Source organism: Blastococcus atacamensis (genome assembly GCF_002938425.1).
Classification (GTDB): domain Bacteria; phylum Actinomycetota; class Actinomycetes; order Mycobacteriales; family Geodermatophilaceae; genus Blastococcus; species Blastococcus atacamensis.
Map to the genome: position 1 here is coordinate 1 of NZ_POQU01000079.1, position 17,676 is coordinate 17,676.

A 17,676-nucleotide genomic window follows, 5' to 3' on the forward strand; every position below is an offset into this window, starting at 1 on the left:
TGTGTTCACGTTATTTGTTGTTTTATGTATGCGTTTTCCTGATTGTCTTGTTTGTTTTGTGTTGTTACTCGCGGACACACCGGATATACACCACCACTGCAGTCGGCGCGGTCAGATGGGTATTAGAGACAGGTGCCCGGGAGCGGATCTCCCCGAGCCCTGGCGTTCCCGGCCGCGCGGGCGGTGCGCGGTGCGGGCACCCCCGGGGTCCGGCTCGACGGGCCGGAGGCGCGGACCGGTGGAGTCGGCTGCGGAGACCGCGCCCCGTTCCGACCCGGGGACGGCCAGTCCAGCGGTGGAACCCAGCCGACGCGTGGCTGGCTCCAGGCCGCGGGTTCCGTGGGACCCGGGTGGGGGGAGGGACGGGCGGTCGCGTCAGATGCGGCCGTACCGGTGCGCGACCCCGGCGACGATGCCGGTCCCGCGGGAAGGAGCGCCGCGGCGGGGGAAGACGCCACGGGCTGGATGGAGGGGGTGCTGGGCAGCTCGCGCAGCACCACGGGGGGTTCGAGCTCCCGACGCGCCGGCGCGGGGCCGCCCCAGGCGAGGTGCTCGCCGCCGGCGCCGGCACCCCAGAGGGCCACGCGCCGGGTGAAGGCCCGCACGGCCGCGCGGCGCCGGCCGGATGCGGGGGCGCCGTGCGGCGAGGCGGGCCAGGCCAGGTACTCCTGCTGCTCGCCTGCGCCCCACAGGGCGGCGCGGCGGACGATGCCCCGCAGACCGCCCAGGGGCTGGCGGACCCGCTCGGGGACGATGACCACGCGCGGCACCAGCGGAGCGGCGACCCGGGCCGGGCGGGCCAGCGGGGCCGGCTGCACCGAGCGCAGCGGGGCCGGGCGGGCGGCCGAGCGGTGGACGGGAGGCCGAGGGCGCAGGCGGCCCGCGTCGGCCCGGTCGAGGACGTCGATCAGACCGGCCAGCGAGGAGGCCGGCTCGCGTCCGGACAGGTCGGCGGACACGCGCGCCGATGCCGCCCGGAAGGGCCGCTCGCTGCTGCTCATGTCGCCTCCTGAAGTCGTGTCCGCAGCCGGGGAAGGTGCTGCGGACAAGGAGAAAGGTAGGGATCGGAGACGCTCGCGACCCGCTCATCGGCCACCCCTCCCGGGGCGCGTGACCGAACCGTTGCGCGGGTGTCCCGGACCGGTCGGTCACCCCTCTCCCGGACCGGAGCCTTGTCGACAAGCGCCCGCCCCCTGAGCGTGGAGAGGCCCACGGGACGCGTCGGTCACACCACGGGCGGAACGGCGCGCGCGGCGTGTCGAACGCCTCGCCCGATGGGGGCACCGCCGAATTGCCCCTCCCGGAGGCCGCGGGAAGACTCGACCGGTGAGTGATCATGGAACCGATGTCGAGGGTCCCGGGACCGGGGCGGACGGCACCTCGCTGCGCCGCGCCGTCAGCGGCAAGCTCCTCTTCCTGTTCATCCTGGGCGACGTGCTCGGCGCGGGGATCTACGCGCTGATCGGCGTCATCGCCGGGGAGGTCGGCGGCGCCGTGTGGGTGCCGCTCCTGGTCGCCCTGGGCCTGGCCCTCCTCACCGCGGCCTCCTACGCCGAGCTGGTGACCAAGTACCCGCGAGCCGGCGGGTCCGCCGTCTTCGCCGAGCGGGCCTTCCGCAGCCCGCTGGTGTCCTTCCTCGTCGGGTTCTGCATGCTCGCCGCGGGGGTCACGAGCGCGGCCGGGCTGGCGCTGGCCTTCGCCGGCGACTACCTCGGTGTCTTCCTCGACGTGCCGGCCGTGCCCGCGGCGCTGGTCTTCCTGGTCCTGGTCGGGCTGCTCAACGCCCGGGGGATCCAGGAGTCGGTGCGCGCCAACGTGGTCATGACCGTGGTGGAGCTCTCCGGCCTGGTCGTGGTGGTCGTCCTGGGCGCGGTCGTGCTCGGCCGGGGCGACGGCGATGCCGGCCGGGTGCTGGAGTTCCCGCCCGGGGTGTCGGTCGCCTCCGGGGTGCTCGCGGCGGCGCTGGTCGCCTACTACTCCTTCGTCGGCTTCGAGACCTCGGCGAACGTCGCCGAGGAGGTCCGCGACGTCCGCCGGGTCTACCCGCGGGCGCTGTTCGGCGCGCTCCTGGTGGCGGGCCTGGTGTACCTGCTCGTCGGGCTGACCGCCTCGGTGGTGCTCGCTCCGGACGACCTCGCCGCCTCCTCCGCCCCACTGCTGGCCGTGGTGCAGGCGGCCGACGTCGGCATCCCCGACGAGGCGTTCAGCCTCGTGGCGCTGGTCGCCGTGGCCAACGGCGCGCTGCTCACCATGATCATGGCCAGCCGGCTGGTCTTCGGCATGGCCGAGCAGCGTCTGCTCCCCCGTCCGCTGGGTCGCGTGCTGCCCGGGCGCCGGACGCCGTGGGTGGCGATCGTCCTCACGACCCTGGTCGCGATGGGCCTGACGCTGGTCGGCGACCTGGGCGACCTGGCCAACGCCGTCGTCCTGCTGCTGCTCCTGGTCTTCCTGAGCACCAACACCGCGGTCCTGGTGCTGCGGCGCGACCGGGTGGCCGAGAAGCACTTCCGGGTGCCCGCGGTGGTCCCGGTCCTGGCGATCGGCTCCTGCCTGCTGCTGCTCCGGCAGCAGGACGGGCGCACCTGGCTGCTGGCCGGCGCGGAGCTGGCCGTCGGCGTGCTGCTCTACCTGCTGGCGCGCGCGCCGTGGTGGCCCGACCGCGAGGAGGCGGCCGCTCGGTGACCGTCCGGGACGGCCTCCCCGCAGGGCCCCGACGCGAGCCTGCGAGCGGTGGAGGGCAGGGAGGCCCTCAGGCCCGGGTCTGCGTCGACTCCACGATGCCGACGGCGATCTCGCGCAGCTTGCGGTTGTAGCGCTGGGAGGCCTGCCGCAGGATCTCGAAGGCCTGCTCGGCGTCCACGTGCCGCTGCGCCATCAGCACGCCCTTCGCCTGCTCGATGACCGCGCGGGACTCCATGGCGATCCGCATGTTGTGCGCCCGGTCGACGAGCTGCGCGTGCGCGTCGGCGTTGGCCACGGCCACGGCGATCGCCTCGGCTGCCCCGAGGCCGGCCGCCAGGGACTCCGGCGAGGCGAAAGCCGCCGGCCGGGTCGAGTACACGTTCAGGGCGCCGATCCACGAGCCCTGGTAGGGCAGCGGCACCGACAGGGAGCTGCGCACCTCCGTCTCGCGGACGCGGGCGATGTAGCCGGGCCAGCGCTCCTCGTCGTGCGTGTCGTCGATGCGCAGGACGACGCCGCCGCGACCGGCGTCGACGCACGGTCCGCCGTCGACCATGTACTGCAGTTCGTCGGCGTGCAGCGACATCTCGCCGAAGTAGGCGGCGGTGAAGGGCTTGTCGCCGCGGATCAGCGTCGTCGACACGGCCTCGGCACCCGGGACGGCCCGGGCCGCGATCGCGGTGATGTCCCCCAGCACGTCGGCCAGCTCACGGCCGCTGAGGGTCACCCGGGCCAGCTCCAGGAGCGCGTCGTCCACGACGGCATTCTGCCTGGCTGCGACCGCGGTCCACGCCCCCCTTCGCGCGCTCGCGCCGGATCGGTCAGGATGGGGCCTCCGGCATGGGGTCCCGAACCCCTGCGGAGCAGACGCGAGAGGATGAGATGGCCGACGAGCTGGCCCACGAAGCGTGGCCGTGCGCGCCCGTCCCCTCCGTCCCCGGCGACGTGTGGCACTGGCAGCTGGAGGCCATGCAGGTGGTCTCCCGCGTGCGGTCGGACCTCCGTGCTCGGATCGCGCATCCGTCGGTCTCCTCCGCCTCGACCGAGGACGCCCGCGACGGTCTGCTGCTGGTCTTCGAGGAGCTCGCGTCCAACGCCCTCCGCCACGGCGGCGGCGACGTCCGGGCGCTCGTGATCGCCGGTCCCGCGGGCTGGTTGCTGGATCTCAGCGACGAGGCCCCCGACAGTCCGCCGGTGCCCGCCGTCGACCGGGACCCGGCGTTCGGCGGGATGGGCCTGCACCTGGTCGCCCAGCTCTCCACCGGCTACGGATGGGAGCAACGTCCCGGCCGCAAGCACGTGTGGGCGCTCCTGCCCTCCGGCCGGGAGGCCGCGGAGCCGCTGCGCGGGCGCCTGCCCGAGCAGCGCTCCCCCGGCCTCTGAACCCGGGCTCCGAACCCGGCCACGACGCTCCGGGAGCTCAGCGCGCGGCGGCCGTGACCGCGGCGCAGAACCGCTCCGCGTCCCGCTGCACCTTCACCATGGGGGCGAGCACCTCGGCCTCGGCGACCTCCTGCACCGCCGCGCGCAGCCGGCGATCGGCCGCGCGGGCCCGCCGCCGGGCCCGCAGGGCCACCAGCGGCCGGCAGATCAGCGCCAGGAGCAGCCCGGCGAGCAGGCCGCCGGCGACGAGCAGGGTCGGCAGCGGGATGTTCTCGACCCGCGGCAGGGGCAGCACGTCGTCGAGCCGGAACAAGCCGAGGACCACGAGGGCGAGCAGCCACAGCGCGCCGACCAGGGCGACGACCATCAGCAGCCACTGCAGCCCGCCGACGGCGCGCTGCCACAGCGGCACCCGGTGGGGTCCGACGTCGGTGCCGGCGACCGCCTGGTCGAGCGCGTCGGTCAGCCGCTGCTCCCCGTCCTCGGCGGTGCGCCGCAGCTCCTCCCGCCAGGCCGGGGCGAGGCCCTCTCCCAGGTCCTCGCGCACCTCGCGCACGGCGGTGGCGACCCGCGCCGTCTCCACCGCCCCGGCGGGTGGCAGCGAGGTCCGCGCCCGGTCGTTGCCCAGGTGCAGCCGCCCGAGCGGGTCGGCCCGGAGCCTTCTGGTCCAGCGCAGCAGCGGCCAGCCCGTGTGGCCGATCCCCTCGCGGTAGGTGGAGCGCTCGACGGCCGCGGTCACCGTCGGGACACCGGCCGCTCCGGCCAGCGCGTCGGTCAGCTCGTCGGACACCGGCCGGCCGCGGCGTCCGGTGGCGGAACCCCCCTCTGTGCAGTGCGCCGAAAGCGCGGCACCGCCGGCCCGCACGTCGGCGACCAGCCGCTCCGTGGCGGCCCGGCGGGCGCTCACCCGGCGGGCCAGCTCCCCGCGCAGCTCGGACAGCCCGGCGCCGGTACGCCCGGACACGGCCAGCAGCGGCGTCGCGGACAGCCCTTCGCGGTCCAGCAGGTTCCGCAGATCGGTCAGGCAGGCCCGCGCGGCCGGCTCGTCGAGGCGGTCGATCTGGTTCAGGACGACGAGCAGCACGCCCGCGTGCGTGGTCATCGGGGCCAGGTAGCGCTCGTGCACCGCGGCGTCGGCGTACTTCTGCGGGTCCAGCACCCAGACGAGGACGTCGACCAGGCCCACCAGCCGGTCGACCTCCAGCCGGTGCTCCAGCCGCACGCTGTCGTGGTCGGGCAGGTCGAGCAGGACCAGTCCGTCCAGTGCCGGTTCCGGCGAGTGCCGGTGCCTGCGGGGCACCTCCAGCCAGTCGAGCAGCCGGTCGGCGCCGTCCTCGCCCCACACCGTGGCGTGCGCCACGCCGGTGGTCGGCCGGCGCACGCCCGGCGTGCTCACCTCGCTGCCGGAGAGCGCGTTGAACAGGGTGGACTTGCCGCTGCCGGTGGCTCCCGCGAGGGCGACGACCGTGGCGTCCCCGAGCGCCTCCCGCGCCCCGGCCTTGGCCAGGACCGCCCGGGCCGGCGCGAGCTCCGGCACCTCCAGTCGCCCGTCGGCGATCTCGAGCGCCTCCCGCAGCGCCGTCAGCCGGTCGGCCAGCGGCCGCTCCCCGCGCTTCACGCGGACCGCCGCGCGTCGGCCAGCGCCGCGACGGCGGACCGGAGCTCCACGGCCGTCTCGGCTCCGGGCGCCTCGGCGTCGACCCGGTCGTCGAAGCGGTCCTGCTCGTAGCGCAGCAGCGCGTCCGACCGCTCCCGCAGGTCCTCCCGCGCGCGCTCGGCCAGGGCGCGCACGGCGGCATCGCCGAACACCGCCTCGAGCACCCGCTGCCCGACCGCGGTCGTTCCGCCCGCCACGGCGACCTCGCCGCCGGTCAGGCCGCCGGTCTGGGCGAACACGGCCACCATCACCACCGCGCCGGCCCCGTTGACGCCCCAGGACAGCAGGCGCGCCCGGGACCGCTTGTCCGCTCCCTGGTCGCGCACCAGGTCGAGCACGGTGCCCTGCCAGTCCCGCACCTGCGCGGCGGCGGCCTCGGGGAAGTCCGGGGAGACGCGGGCGAGGTCGCGCTCGTCGCCGGCCAGCAGCGCCGGTCCGCCCGGCAGCGCCCGCCAGGCGGTGACGGTGCGCTCGGCGGCGCGGTCGGCCTCGGCCCGCAACAGGCCCTCCACGCTGCTCTCCAGGGCACCGGTCAGGCTCTCGGACAGGGCCGGCCGCCCGGTGAGCGCGGCGGTCACGCGGTCGCGCAGCCGACCCACCCGGTCCTGCAGCGTGCGCATCCACTCCCCCGTGCCCACGAACTCCTGCCAGCGGGCCAGCACCTCGCCGCGCAGCAGGCTGCCGCTGCGCACGCCGCCGTCCACGCCGTCGCGCGCCGTGTCGTACGCGGCCGCGGCGGCGGCCCGCAGCGCCTCCGCGGCGAGGGCCTGCTCCTCCACGGCGGCGACGACGACTCCGGTCCGCTGCTCGAGGCTGGCCAGCGCGCCGACCAGTGTCTGGCGCACGACCGCTGCCCGTTCCTCCTGGTCGGCGGCGAGCGCGTGCAGCCAGTCGCGCAACGGGCCCACCTGCGCGTCGGGCAGGAGGCCGTCGGCCAGCGGTCCCTCCTCGACGACGAAGAGCCGCGCACCCGCCAGCCCGGCGCGCTCCAGCATCCCGCCGAGGTCCGCGGCGATCTCGTCGGCCGCCTCCGGTGGCACCCGGTCCAGGACCACGGCCAGCGCCGTCCCGCGTTCCTGCGCGGTCCGCAACATGTCCCAGGGGACGGCGTCGGCGTAGCGGGCCGCCGTCGTCACGAAGACCCAGAGGTCGGCGGCCGCCAGCAGCTGGGCGGCCAGGTCGCGGTTGGTGGCGACCACCGAGTCCACGTCCGGCGCGTCCAGGAGCGCCAGCCCGGCCGGGACGTCGTCGCGGACGACGAGCTGGACCGTGCCGGGGCCGCCGTCCCCGCCGGTCACCCGGGCGAGGCCCGGCAGGACGCGCTCCCCGGAGAAGCTGGCCGCGTCGGCGCGCGAGCAGACGAGCACCGGTGCGCGCGTCGTCGGCCGGAGCACGCCGGCCGTCGTGACGGCCGTGCCGACCAGGCTGTTGACCAGCGTGGACTTGCCGGCCCCGGTGGACCCGCCGACGACGGTGAGCAGCGGCGCGTCGAGGTCCCGCAGCCGCGGGAGCAGGTAGTCGTCGATCTGGTCGACCACTCCGCGTGCGGCCCGGACGGCGTCGTCACGTGCCGGGGTGGCCAGCTGCAGGGGTGCGTCGGCCAGCCGGTCCCGCAGTGCGGTCAGCGCCTCGGGCAGGCGTGGCGGTGAGGTCACGCTCCCTGCACTGCCCCGCGGGACCCGCCGCTACCCGCCGCTACCCGCCGCTCAGTCGGCCAGGCGGGCGCGCTCCTCGCGGAGCGCCTGGAAGACCCGGCGCCGGATGCGGTCCTGGTCCTTCTCCTCGATCTGCTGGAAGGTGATGCTGACCGTCCACCGCGAACCGCGCGTCTGCAGCCGGACGACCTCGCCGGCGGCCCGCAACGGCCCGTCGTCGAGCGCGACCACGACGGAGATCCGCGTACCGGCCTCGGGGGCCAGCCCGAACCCCTCGAAGGAGGCGCGGGTACCCCCCTCGCTGAGGTCCATGGTCTCGCCGGTGAGCTCGACGCCGGCGACGTCCGCCGTGACGGGAACCGTGAACCGACCGCGGACCGTGTCGCGGCGCTGGCTGTGCTCCGCCGGACCGGTGATGGTCAGACGCCACCGCGCCGCGGCCCCGGTCTCCACGCCGAGCACCTCGGCGGGGAGGGCGCGGTGGCCGTCGGGGGTGATCCAGTAGACCTCGACCACGTCGCCGGGGGCGACCACCGGCCCGACGAAGTCGCCGGCGGAGGGCCGCACGGAGATGACACCCTCGTGCACGACCTCCACGCGCGCCGAGACCGACACGTTGGCGCTGGTCAGCCTGATGTCGGCCTCGCTCTGCTCAGCAGGGTGGTCGACGCCGGGAACGCTGTTCATGGGTCCTCTCCGATGGGTGCTCGAGCCGGCGGCCGCCGTGTCCCCGCCTGCCCGCGGGAAAGGACCGTAACCGGCTCCTCCCGATGGTCGCTGCCCCGGCACGGCGACGCGCCGGGCGCGACACCCCGTGGGGGAGACCGCGCCGGGTGTCCCGGAGCCGGTCAGCCGGCCGGCTGCGGCTCCGGCCGGGCGGACGTCGTGGTGCTCCGGGTGCCGCCTGCGCCGACGGCGTTGCGGGTCCTCTTGGCCCGGTACAGCTGCTCGTCCGCGCGGGTCATGAGCTCCAGCGGGTAGGCGTCGTCGCCCACCGCGGCGGCCACGCCGAGCGAGAGGCTGAGCTCACCGGGGCCGAAGCCCTCGGGCTGCACGGTGAGGGCCGCCCGGCGCAGGTCCTCGGCCGCCTCGGCGGCTCGCGCCGCGTCGGCGCCGGGCATGAGGACGGCGAGCTCGTCGCCGCCGAGCCGGGCCACGAGATCCCCGCCCCGCACCCGGGCCGAGAGCAGGCCGGCGACCGCCCGCAGCGCAGCGTCGCCACCTGCGTGGCCGTGCCGGTCGTTGACGTCCTTGAAGTGGTCCAGATCGACCAGGACGACGCTGAGCACGTCGCCGCGCGCCCGGGCCTGGGTGCAGAGCGCGGACAGCTCGGCGTCCCACCGGCGGCGGTTCGCCAGGCCGGTGAGCGGATCCTCGTGGCTGAGCCGCTGCAGCCGGGCGAGCAGCACACCGGTGCGCTGCTGCTCCCGTTCCAGGCGGACGCGGGTGAGCAGCTCGCGGGTGGTGAGCGCGTTGCGCCGCAGGTGGGCCAGCGTCGCGATGAGGGAAGCGGTGGCCAGGTACACGGAGACGGCGAGCAGCTCCGCCGCCGAGAGCCCGTCCGCCGCCGTCAGCGAGGCCAGGCCGAGGGCCCCCCACGAGACGGCCACGAGCGCGACGGTCCACCGCGGGCGGGCCACCAGGATGCAGCCGCTGCCGTAGATGGCGAGGGTGAAGCCGAGCAGGTGGTACCTCGGGTCCTCGGAGCGGGTGACCATCCAGGCGACCTCGGACTGCACGACCGCGAGGATGAGGAAGGTCAGCAGCTCCGGACGACGCCGTCCGACCGGGAAGCGCCACAGGGCGACCAGCGCGGCGAGCATCGGGATCTCGCAGACGAGCCGGACGGCGAGGAAGGCCGGGGCGTTGCTGCCCTCGGTGACCTGGTCGACCAGCGCCCACAGCGGAACCGCGAACAGGGCCACCCAGCCGACCAGCAGGCCGGCGGTGCGGGCGCGCTCGGTGAGCTCGTCGGCCAGCCCGGGTATCGCGTCGGCCAGCTCCTCGATCGAGACGCCACGGGTGAGGCGCTTCCGTCCGGTCCGGGCCGGAGCCGGGGTCGCCGGGGACGGCGCCGCCGCCGGCAGCACGTCACCCCGGCGCAGCACCGCCACGAGGCGCTCGGACAGGGAGGACCGCACGAGTGCTCCATCGGCACCTGCGGGCGATCCCTGAGCGGATCAGGGCGACGCCACCCGAGCGGGTGAGCCGGCTCAGCCGTTGCGGCGGGCGGTGAAACCGGCGACGAACTCGCGGAGGCTGCGGGTCGGCCGCAGCCAGGCACCGTCGGCGGGCAGCGCGTCCAGGCGGACCCGGTCCAGCGGCTCGACGAACGCGCCCGGCACGTCCTCGATGTCGATGAACTCCAGCAGGTCGGAGCCGATGGCGTAGCCGGCCACCTCGCTGAACGCGACGACGACGACGTGCGTGCCCTGGCGGACCAGCTCCTCGAGCGGTTCGGCGAAGTTCCGCCCGTCGCCGGAGAACACCAGGAGCTTGCGCAGTCGGTGGCTGTGCGCCCGGACCGCGATGTGGTCGAGCATGGCCTGGTCGATGTCGTCGTCGGGCTGGCTCTTCGGCCGGGCGAACACCGAGTACCCGAAACCGCGCAGCGCCTCGACCCACCGCTGCAGCGAGCCCGGCTGCGGCGGGATGTTGGCGAAGACGCACGCCTCGACCTCGGGGGCGTCGGGTGCCCCCGGATCGCCGGCGCCCTCGACGAACCACGCCGCGATCGCGTCGAAGCGGGGCCGGGAGGCCGCCGTCGGGCGCGCACCGATCACCGTCGACAGGGTCATGTCGATGTTCGGCGCGTCCCAGATCAGCAGGTCCAGCGGCGGGCGGGCCCGGCCACCGTCGGCCGCGCTGCTCTCGACGTGCTCGCCGTCGACGGTCTCGGGGGTCTCCAGCACGGGACCAGTCTGCCGGTAGCGGTCGGCGGAGGGGACCACGGGCGGCACGGGGGGCGCCGCCGGGACCGGGTAGGCGGTCCGGGGCGGGCCGACGGGAGAGGTCGCGCGCCGCACGCGACGGCGGACGTTCACCCTCGCCCGGGAACGGCCCGACCGGCGGCGGCCAGGGCGCAGACGTCGCCCCCAGCGCTCTCGATCTCGCGCACCCAGGTGAGCAGCTGGTCGGCCGGCATCGGGTAGCCGAGCAGCCAGCCCTGGGCCAGGTCGCAGCCGGCGGCACGCACCATGCGCAGCTGGTCGGGGGTCTCGATACCCTCGGCCACCGAGCGGATGCCCAGGGTGCGGGTCAGTCCCACGATGGCGGCCAGCACCGCACCGGTGTCGCCGACGGCCACCCGCTCGGCGGCGGCAAGCAGCGAGCGGTCGATCTTCAGCGTGCCGATGGGCAGCGCGAACAGCTGGGCCAGCGAGGACCACCCCGTGCCGAAGTCGTCGATGGCGACCCGGACCCCGAAGCTGCGCAGCACCGACAGCTGGTCCTCGGCCCGGGTCGGGTCCTCCGCGACACTGGTCTCGGTCAGCTCGAGCACGAGCTGGTCCGGGGGCAACCCCGACTGCTGCAGCGCCACCCGCACGTCGCGGACCAGCGTCTCGGCGGAGAAGTGCCGGGCGCTGACGTTCACCGACATCCGCAGCCGCAAGCCCTGGGCTGCCCACTCGGCGGCCCGGTGGGTCGTCTCTCGCAGCAGCCACCGGGTGATCGGGATGATCTGCCCGGTCTCTTCGGCGACCGACAGGAACGTGTCGGGCGGGAGCAGTCCGCGCTCGGGGTGCTGCCAGCGCACCAGCGCCTCGACGCCGTCGATCTGGCCGGTGTCGAGCCGGACCACCGGCTGGTAGTGCACGACCAGTTGGTCGATCGCGTCGCCACGCAGCCGGGTGGCCACCTCCAGCCGCCAGCGGGCCGCCTCGCGCAACGACGGGGAGAACAGGTGCACCCGGTCGCGCCCGTTGCTCTTGGCGGCGAACATGGCGGCGTCGGCGTCGCCGAGCAGGTGGTGCGCGTCGCGGACCTCGGGGCGCGCGACGGCGACACCGATGCTCGCGCTCAGCGGCACGGTGATCTCACCGACCCGGAACGGCAGGGCGAACACCGTCTGAAGCCGGAAGGCCAGTGCCGCGGCCTCGGAGGCGTCGCATCCGTGGGCGAGGACGACGAACTGGTCGCCGCCCAGCCGGGCCACGGTGTCCCCCGGCCGGATCTCCTCGGAGAGCCGCCCGGCGACCAGCCGCAGCAGCTGGTCGCCGATCTCGTGACCCAGCGAGTCGTTGATCGTCTTGAACCCGTCGAGGTCCAGCATGAGCAGCGCGCCGTCGGTCCGGCCGGCCACGGCGAGCGCCTCACCGGTCAGCTCGAGGAGTCGCGAGCGGTTGGGCAACCCGGTCAGGTCGTCGTGCCGGACCTTCCACTCGAGCTCCTCGCGCGCCCGCACCTGCTCGCTGACATCGGTGTGCGTGATGACGACGCGACCCTCGTGGTCAACCCGGGTGGCCTGCAGGTGGAACCAGACCGTTCCCTGCGGGCTGTCGGCCGAGTAGTCGAGGTGGAAGGTGCGGCCGTCGGAGCGGGACGTCTCGGTCAGCAGCGTGCGCAGCCCCTCGCTGAGCTGTGCGTGCGCAGGGGCCCCCAGGCCGCGGGTCATCGCGGTCAGGTAGTCCTCGCCGGGGCGCCCGGGCCAGGCGGGCTCGGGCAGGACCTCGTTCGCGCTGCGGCTCCAGGCGCCGTTGGCCGACAGGATCCGCCCGTCGGGCCCCACGAGCACGGTGGGCGAGGGCAGGGCCTCCAGGACGGCGCTCAGCCCGCGCAGCTGGCTCTCGCGCTCCTCGTCGCCGAGTCGGCGGCCGTCGATGTCGCGGAAGAGCACGGCGGCACCGCCGGGGTCCGGGAAGACCCGCACCTCGAACCAGCGGCTCATCGGCTCGTAGAAGAACTGGAACTCCCGGGGCCGTCCGTCCCCGAGCACCTGCCGGTACTGCTCCTCGGCCAGCGACCCGCGCAGCGCCGGGAAGGCCTCGACCGCGGCCCGGCCCAGCAGCTCCTCGGCCTTCTGACCGAGCATCTTCTCGGCGGCGGCGTTCAGGTAGGCGAACCGACCCTGCGGGTCCAGGCGGTAGACCGCGTCGGGGACGTTCCCCAGCGGGTCGCGCCGGCCCTCTGAGGGCCGGACGTCACCTGGTTGCACGCTGCCCGCTCTCGTCCACTCGTCCGGTCCGCGCCTGCGGACTCCGGTCACGGACCGCTCCGCCGGATGGCGAGCAGCACGTGGACCGCTCCTGAGAGTAGTAGCCCGCGGCACTCCTCAGGTCGCGACGACGCCAGCCCGGTCGACGATCCCTGCGACGGCCGGGCTCGCGGGCAGCATGCCCAGGACGCTGCCGGCCTCCCCGCCCAGGCGGGACGCGCAGAACGTGTCGGCGACGGCCGTCGGCGCGTACCTCAGCAGGAGCGACCCCTGGAGGCAGAGCGCCAGCTGACCGGCGATCCGGCGGGCGCGGAACGGCAGGCCCTCGCGGTCGCCGAGCTCCGCCGAGAGCCGCTTCACCGCGTCGTCGAACCGCCGGTCGGCACCCCGGGCGAGCTCCAGCTCGGCGACGACCGCGGCCGGCGACTCCTCCGAGCGCTCCATCGCCCGCAGCACGTCGAGGGCGATGACGTTGCCCGAGCCCTCCCAGATCGAATTGAGGGGCGCCTGGCGGTAGAGCCGGGGCAGCCCCGACTCCTCGACATACCCGTTGCCGCCGAGGACCTCCATCGCCTCGGCGACGACGCCCGGCGTCCGCTTGCACACCCAGTACTTGGCGGCCGCCCCGGCCAGCCGCAGGAACGCCGCCTCGCCCCGGTCCACCGCGGCCGCGAGCCGGATCGCCAGCGCGGTGGCCGCCTCGCTCTCCACGGCCACGTCGGCGAGCACGTTCTGCATGAGGGGCTGGTCGACCAGGCGGGCACCGAAGGCCGACCGGTGCCGGGCGTGGTGGATGGCCTGGGTCAGCGCCGCGCGGACCGTCGCCGCGGAGCCGAGCACGCAGTCCACCCGGGTCATGTTGACCATCTCGATGATCGTCGGCACCCCGCGGCCCGGCTCCCCGACCAGCCAGCCGGTGGTGCCGTCGAACTCGACCTCGCTCGAGGCATTGGACCTGTCACCGAGCTTGTCCTTGAGACGTTGCACGTGGAACACGTTGCGGCTCCCGTCGGGCAGCACCCGAGGGACGGCGAAGCACGAGACGCCCTCGTCCAGCTGAGCGAGCACCAGGAAGAGGTCGCTCATCGGGGCGCTGGTGAACCACTTGTGCCCGGTGAGGGCGTAGCTCCCGTCGGTCCGGGCCACCGCGCGAGTGGCGTTGGCCCGGACGTCGGAGCCGCCCTGCTTCTCGGTCATGCCCATGCCGGCGATCAACCCGGCCTTGCCGGTGGGCTCCGCGAGCCCGAACTGGTACGCCCGCGCGGTGAGGCCCGGCTCGTACCGCGCCGCCAGCTCCGGCGCCCGGCGCAACGCGGGGACGACGGCGTAGGTCATCGTCACCGGGCAGCCGTGGCCCATCTCGACCTGCGTCCAGCCCAGGTAGCCGACGGCGCGGCGCACGTGCGCGCGGCGGTCCCCGGCCTGCTGCGCGGCCCACGGGGCCCCGGCCAGTCCGTGCTCGACGGCGCTCCGCATCAGCTCGTGCCAGGCGGGGTGGAACTCGACCTCGTCGATCCGGTGCCCGTAGCGGTCGTGCGTGCGCAGCCGGGGCGGGTTCTCGTTGGCCAGCCGGCCCCATTCCTGCGCCTGCTCGCTACCGGCGAGCCGGCCGAGATCGGCCAGAGAGGCGAGCGTGGCGGCGTCGGCGTGGCGCAGGCAGGCCTCGGAGAGCGCGGCGTCGCCGGCGATGGGGTCGTGCCCGACCAGCGGCGGGACCTGGTTGGTGACCTCGTGGGTGGCGGTCATGCGCGCACCGTACGTGTCCACCCTCACAGCGCGGGGCGACCGCCCCGGGCAGCCGGTGAGCATGTGCGCACCGAGCCGCCGGCCGGGTAGTCGAATTTGGTGACTCTGCGCAATCCCTCGATCAGGGAGCGTGGAGTGACACACCACACACTTTCCCACGGTGCGCAACGGTCTCGCGGGCGGACGGAACGGTTCCTAACGTCCGCCCCATGTCGCGCACCGCCGGACCGGAGGGCGACCGGGAGCCGATTCCGGCTCGCCGGCCGTGGCTCCGGCGCGCGGTCGCGGCCTGCTTCCTCGGAGCCGGGATGTACGTCGGGCTTGCGGCGGGGACCGAGCTGGTCGCACGTGCCGACGAGGCACCCAGCTCGGCGCAGACCTCGCCCGAGGCGACCGAGCCCCCCGGGTCGGCGTCCTCGTCCAGCGCGACGACCGGCACCGCGTCGTCGCCCTCCGCCGACTCCACCACGTCGGGCACCGCGCAGAGCTCGTCGAGCTCGACGGCGGGCGCAGCGGGCACGACCTCGCCGACGTCCCCACCGACCGCACCAGAGGCACGCGACACCACCGCGGAAGCCGGGGACCCGGCCGCCACGACCAGCACCGCCGACACGACCACCACCGCCGACACGACCACCACCGCCGACACGACCACCACCGCCGACACGACCACCACCGTGACGACGGCGGAGGGCGCCACGACGAGCTCGGCCACCTCCGAGGGAGCCACCGCCACCGCCGTCGCGACCGGTGAGGTCACCGCCGTGAGCACGTCGGCCGGCTCCGCCGAGCAGCCCGCCGCAGCGACCGGCTGCACGGGGTCCGCGGCGGGCAGCTCCGCCACGGCCGGCTCGACGGACAGCGCGTGCGACACCGCGGCGGCCGGACCGGCGGCCGCGCTCCGAGCCACCGCCGACTCCTCCGCCGCCGCGTGCGACGTGCCCGCGGCCACGGAGACGACGACGTCCGACGCGACGACCGCCGTCGGCACCGGCACCCGGGCCACGACCTCCCTCGCCGCCCCCGAGACCGCGCCGAGCACGCCCACCACGGCTGCGACCGGGGCGAGCACCACCACCACCGCCGCGCCGGCACCCTCGCCGGTCACCCCTCATGCTCCCGTGCCGGCGCTGCCGCTCACGGTTCCCTCGCCGGCCGCTGTCGGCGCAGCCGGGTGCCCCACCCAGGGCCCCGGCCAGACCATGCACCGCACCGGTGCCGGTTCTTCCGCCGCCGTCCTGACGACCGCGGCAGCTCCCTGGCCTGCGGCCGACGACGCCGCTCCCACGGAGCCGGTGGTGGGGTCGCCCACCACCACGGCGACCGACCCCACCACCCGGCCGGACTGACGCCGCCGCTCGCGGCCTGCGCCCGTCCCCGGGTGTGCCACGGGGGGCACATCACCGACCCAGTGCAGCCGCCCCGCGCAAATCCTCCACGTCACCCAGCGCGTCACGTCATACCCACGATGACGCGCGCCCTCACAAAGGATTCGAACGATGAGACGATCCGTGCGCAACGGACTCGCGATCGCCGGTATGGCCGGCGGTCTGTTCTTCCTCGGCCAGGCCGCGGCCGGTGCCGTCGAAGGCGAGTCGCCTTCCGACGGCAGCACCACCACCACCGAGTCGTACGCGGACTCGGGCAACGCCGATGCCACGAGCTACAACGACGGCAGCGCCTCCTCGGGCCGCAGCACCACCGAGGGCGGCTCTGTCGACAACGACGCGGACATCCAGGCCAGGCCCGGCAACGCGTCGGCCACCAGCAACACCGGGAACAACTACGCCAGCAACGACGACGGCGGCGGCGACTCCCTCCAGACCACCCAGAACGGTGGGAGCGGGAGCGGCGGCGAGGCGAGCATCGAGACCGGCAACGCCTCGAGCAACGCGACCGCCGGCGGCGGCACGGTGAGCGCCAGCGCCAACCCGACCACCGAGAACAACACCGCCGGCGGCAACAGCGTCGCCAACGCCGGCAACATCAACTCCGCCACAGGCGCCAGCAGCGGCTCGGCCGCAGCCGGCGGCGGCAGCAGCAGCAGCAGCGGCGGCAGCGGGAGCTCGACCAGCACGACGAACGAGGCGACCAGCGGCAACGCCTACGCCGGCAGCGACAACGACGCGAGCGCGAACTCCGGTAACACCACCACCACCGGCGGGACCGTGACCAACAACGCCAACATCACCGCCGGCGGCGGCAACGCGAACGCCAACGCCAACACCGGCTACAACGTCGCGAACCCCAACTGCACCTCGTACTGCTACGCGTGGATCAGCACCGGCAACGCGAGCGCCTCGGCGAACGCGGGTGGCGGCACGGTCACCAACAGCGGCAACCCGTACACCGAGAACAACACCGCGGGCGGCAACAGCGTCGCCAACGGCGGCAACATCAACTCCGGCACCGGCGCCATGACCGGCAACGCGGGCGCAGGCTCGGGGGTCGGCGGCAGCTCCGGGGGCTCCGGGGGCTCCGGCGGCTCGGGCGGCAACGTCGGCGTCTGCAACTGCGGCATCGGCGGGAACAACAACAACACCGGCGGCAACACCGCTGGCGGCAACGGCGGGAACATCGGCGGTGGCTCCGGCGGGATGGTCGGTGGCGGCTCCGGCGGGACCTCCGGTGGCGGGCACGGCGGCGTCGGCGTCTGCAACTGCAGCATCGGCGGGAACAACAACAACACCGGCGGCAACACCGCCGGCGGCAACGGCGAGAACACCGGCCAGTGCGGTTGCCCGTCCGCCCACGCGCCGCAGCACCAGGCGCCCGCCAAGGCGATGCCCGTGACCCACGTCGCCAAGGCCGCCATGGTGCACGTCGCCCAGGCCCCTGCCCACCGGGCGCCGGCCTCCGCCGGCAAGTCCGGCGAGCTCGCCTACACCGGCGCCGAGGTCTCCCTTCCGCTGTCGCTGGGCCTGGTGGCCCTGACGGCGGGCCTGGGCCTGGGTGTCGCCGCCCGCCGTCGGTCCGAGGCGCAGGCGGTCTGATCCACCGGCCCGCCGCCCCGGAGCACTCAGGGCGGCGGGCCGGTTCCACCGAAGGCCGTCGCCTGCCGGGTCCGCCCGGCAGGCGACGTCCGTCGTGGCCCCACCCGATCCGGCACCGACAGGGGACCGCCGTGAGCACCGCAGTGCGCCGGGACGACGACCGCACCACCGCGGGGCCGACCCCGCCGCGCCACAGCCGCGGGGACCGGGTGCGCACCGTGCTCCGCGGTCTCAGCCAGACCCTGATCACCGTCGGGCTGATCGCGCTGCTGTTCGTCGTCTACCAGCTCTGGGTCACCGACCTGCTCGCCGCCCGCGCACAGGACCAGCTCACCGAGCAGGTGCGCGAGGAGTGGGCCGACGCGCCGACGACCACCCGGGCGTAGGAGGTGCCCAGCCGTGGGA

The 17,676-nt window shown here is 75.1% G+C and carries 15 protein-coding genes; 5 read left to right on the top strand and 10 right to left on the bottom strand.

The features are described from left to right. Positions 1–122: 122 nt before the first annotated feature. Positions 123–1,001, bottom strand: a complete 879-nt coding sequence (locus tag C5508_RS15705) for a hypothetical protein (protein WP_104525883.1) — start codon at positions 999–1,001, stop codon at positions 123–125. A gap of 325 nt (positions 1,002–1,326) precedes the next feature. Here C5508_RS15705 and C5508_RS15710 point away from each other — a divergent pair, with 325 nt between their 5' ends. After that, positions 1,327–2,682 carry an APC family permease gene (locus tag C5508_RS15710; protein WP_104525884.1) on the top strand — a complete coding sequence of 452 codons (1,356 nt, stop codon included), beginning with the start codon at positions 1,327–1,329 and terminating at the stop codon, positions 2,680–2,682. A gap of 67 nt (positions 2,683–2,749) precedes the next feature. On the opposite strand, the gene C5508_RS15715 is transcribed toward C5508_RS15710, so the two are convergent. Then, entirely contained in the window at positions 2,750–3,439 is a 690-nt protein-coding gene (locus C5508_RS15715; protein WP_104525885.1) for a GAF and ANTAR domain-containing protein, read from the bottom strand. 125 nt (positions 3,440–3,564) lie between these two features. On the opposite strand from C5508_RS15715, the gene C5508_RS15720 reads away from it, so the two are divergent. Beyond that, positions 3,565–4,065, top strand: coding sequence for an ATP-binding protein (locus tag C5508_RS15720; RefSeq protein ID WP_104525886.1), 501 nt, complete (start codon positions 3,565–3,567; stop codon positions 4,063–4,065). A gap of 37 nt (positions 4,066–4,102) precedes the next feature. Here C5508_RS15720 and C5508_RS15725 read toward each other — a convergent pair whose 3' ends face one another. The 8 genes from C5508_RS15725 to C5508_RS19620 all read right to left on the bottom strand — a co-directional run bounded on the left by C5508_RS15725 (position 4,103) and on the right by C5508_RS19620 (position 15,386). Continuing rightward, positions 4,103–5,683: a GTPase gene (locus tag C5508_RS15725; protein ID WP_104525887.1), complete on the bottom strand. Its 1,581-nt coding sequence runs from the start codon at positions 5,681–5,683 to the stop codon at positions 4,103–4,105. After that, positions 5,680–7,377, bottom strand: a complete 1,698-nt coding sequence (locus C5508_RS15730) for a GTPase domain-containing protein (RefSeq protein WP_104525888.1) — start codon at positions 7,375–7,377, stop codon at positions 5,680–5,682. The genes C5508_RS15725 and C5508_RS15730 overlap by 4 nt, the downstream gene beginning before the upstream one ends. A gap of 51 nt (positions 7,378–7,428) precedes the next feature. Further along, on the bottom strand, positions 7,429–8,064 hold the full coding sequence (locus C5508_RS15735; protein ID WP_104525889.1) for a PilZ domain-containing protein: 636 nt from the start codon (positions 8,062–8,064) through the stop codon (positions 7,429–7,431). A 161-nt stretch (positions 8,065–8,225) separates the two neighbouring features. Continuing rightward, positions 8,226–9,518, bottom strand: a complete 1,293-nt coding sequence (locus tag C5508_RS15740; RefSeq protein WP_104525890.1) for a GGDEF domain-containing protein — start codon at positions 9,516–9,518, stop codon at positions 8,226–8,228. 72 nt (positions 9,519–9,590) lie between these two features. After that, entirely contained in the window at positions 9,591–10,289 is a 699-nt protein-coding gene (locus tag C5508_RS15745) for an NYN domain-containing protein (protein ID WP_232797188.1), read from the bottom strand. Between the two features lie 128 nt (positions 10,290–10,417). Continuing rightward, the gene (locus C5508_RS20535) at positions 10,418–12,532 is read right to left on the bottom strand and encodes a putative bifunctional diguanylate cyclase/phosphodiesterase (protein WP_269801792.1); all 2,115 of its coding nucleotides are present in this window, start codon (positions 12,530–12,532) and stop codon (positions 10,418–10,420) included. Between the two features lie 117 nt (positions 12,533–12,649). After that, positions 12,650–14,278, bottom strand: coding sequence for an acyl-CoA dehydrogenase family protein (locus C5508_RS15755; RefSeq protein WP_104525892.1), 1,629 nt, complete (start codon positions 14,276–14,278; stop codon positions 12,650–12,652). Between the two features lie 121 nt (positions 14,279–14,399). Next, positions 14,400–15,386, bottom strand: coding sequence for a hypothetical protein (locus tag C5508_RS19620; protein ID WP_157944117.1), 987 nt, complete (start codon positions 15,384–15,386; stop codon positions 14,400–14,402). Positions 15,387–15,399: 13 nt separating this feature from the next. Here C5508_RS19620 and C5508_RS19625 point away from each other — a divergent pair, with 13 nt between their 5' ends. From C5508_RS19625 to C5508_RS15775, 3 genes are all read left to right on the top strand, one after another. Further along, positions 15,400–15,627, top strand: a complete 228-nt coding sequence (locus C5508_RS19625) for a hypothetical protein (protein ID WP_157944118.1) — start codon at positions 15,400–15,402, stop codon at positions 15,625–15,627. 150 nt (positions 15,628–15,777) lie between these two features. Further along, positions 15,778–17,271, top strand: a complete 1,494-nt coding sequence (locus C5508_RS19630; protein ID WP_157944119.1) for a hypothetical protein — start codon at positions 15,778–15,780, stop codon at positions 17,269–17,271. Between the two features lie 131 nt (positions 17,272–17,402). After that, positions 17,403–17,657, top strand: coding sequence for a class E sortase (locus C5508_RS15775; RefSeq protein ID WP_104525896.1), 255 nt, complete (start codon positions 17,403–17,405; stop codon positions 17,655–17,657). The last annotated feature ends 19 nt before the right edge of the window (positions 17,658–17,676 follow it).

Coding starts and splice junctions, on each gene's coding strand:
- C5508_RS15720 (WP_104525886.1), top strand. CDS start 3,565: ATGGCCGACGAGCTGGCCCACGAAGCGTGGCCGTGCGCGCCCGTCCCC.
- C5508_RS15735 (WP_104525889.1), bottom strand. CDS start 8,064: ATGAACAGCGTTCCCGGCGTCGACCACCCTGCTGAGCAGAGCGAGGCC.
- C5508_RS19630 (WP_157944119.1), top strand. CDS start 15,778: ATGAGACGATCCGTGCGCAACGGACTCGCGATCGCCGGTATGGCCGGC.
- C5508_RS15755 (WP_104525892.1), bottom strand. CDS start 14,278: ATGACCGCCACCCACGAGGTCACCAACCAGGTCCCGCCGCTGGTCGGG.
- C5508_RS15705 (WP_104525883.1), bottom strand. CDS start 1,001: ATGAGCAGCAGCGAGCGGCCCTTCCGGGCGGCATCGGCGCGCGTGTCC.